The organism is Aequorivita sp. CRS11 (assembly GCF_059693805.1).
The window spans coordinates 1-1,337 of sequence record NZ_JCATIG010000033.1; the positions used below are offsets into that span (position 1 = coordinate 1).

Sequence of the window (1,337 nt, forward strand, 5' to 3'; positions counted from 1 at the left end):
ATGGTATTGAAATAGTGATAATCCTATCGGAATTATCAACATTCCAACACCCCAAAATCATCATTATGAGATAATTAAAATAAAAATATTATTTTTGAAGAACGGGATTAGTGCTTTTCATAGGAGCCATTGTTGGCAGGCGTTTTTATCTTCTTATTCTTAGTCCAACTCTATCATTATCAACATACAAGTTGTCGTTTTGAGACTGTTCAAAACTGAAAGGGTTTATTTCATTGGTAATTCCCTCTCTTGCGAATACTCGAATGTCATTTGGAAGTATCAAACTTGGTCTATAGAATTCAAATAATTCGAAATAATGAAATGGTCTAAAAGGAGGAATTTCATCTTTGAATATTCTTTCCATAGTTCTATAGGAAAGATTTATTTCTATGAACTTTTCTCCTTGAATCTCGACATCATTGATTTCAAAGTATTTTTCATTTAAGAACTCGGAAAGACCTGAATAGTATATCCTTGAAGTCGCGCTCAACGTTGTGTTATCATATGGAACATTATCATTGTATGGGTCGTGATAATTACATTTAACTTGGTTATATAAATCGTAGGATACACACGCAACAGAAAAATTAACAGGAATTGGTCCCGTTCCTGATTGTGACTTATGATTTGCCATATTCCCTGAATTACTTTGTGACCGTCCTTTTGCTTCCAAGGCAAACATTGATTGACGAGAGAATGCGATTAAATCAGGTCTTTGTCCTATTATTTTATGTCCTAAAATTCTCATTGCCGCCTCGTAATTCACTGTGTAAAGGCTATTATCAATTCTTTTAGATAAGAAGTCAGCTAATGCTTTTCCTGCAAGATTTGAGAATTGATTTTTCTCAGTTGGGTCAGATAAAGCTATTGGTGGTTCAGAAAAGCGGTCATTGTTAAAGGCATTTCTTTGTATGTAAGCACTGTAGTGAAAAAACATTCCAAGAGTCCTAAAGAACTTTGAAAGGCGAGGGGAATATCGCTGTCCGGCAACCGCCATATGTTTAGCAAATCCTACTCTCGTCAAATGGAAATTTCTGCTATTCTGGTTTCCTCTTGAATCTATATGGTCAACTTGTATGTTCATTTTTTTAATGCCTGCTAACGTTTAGTATAACCGCAGTTACGGGATTAAATTTAATGTTTTTCGCCTAAGCACCGACGGTAGCAATTACGCGTGGATTCGGACGCAGTCGAATCCGCCGTAATTGCGGTTAGCATCTATGAAAAAGCAGCGAGTCTCGTATCTTTAAAGTTCACGAAAACAATAAGATATGAAATTAGAACCCACTGCCCAACCAAAGTTATACATTGGCATCGACATTCACAAGCGGAGCTGG

At 36.1% G+C, this 1,337-nt stretch carries 1 protein-coding gene; it reads right to left on the reverse strand.

Annotated features, from left to right (window positions below; all coding sequences use genetic code 11):
• Nucleotides 1-145 precede the first annotated feature (145 nt).
• Nucleotides 146-1,084 (reverse strand): hypothetical protein, encoded by a 939-nt coding sequence (locus tag AC58DT_RS15605; protein ID WP_497217719.1) that lies wholly within the window; start codon nucleotides 1,082-1,084, stop codon nucleotides 146-148.
• Between the last annotated feature and the right edge of the window lie 253 nt (nucleotides 1,085-1,337).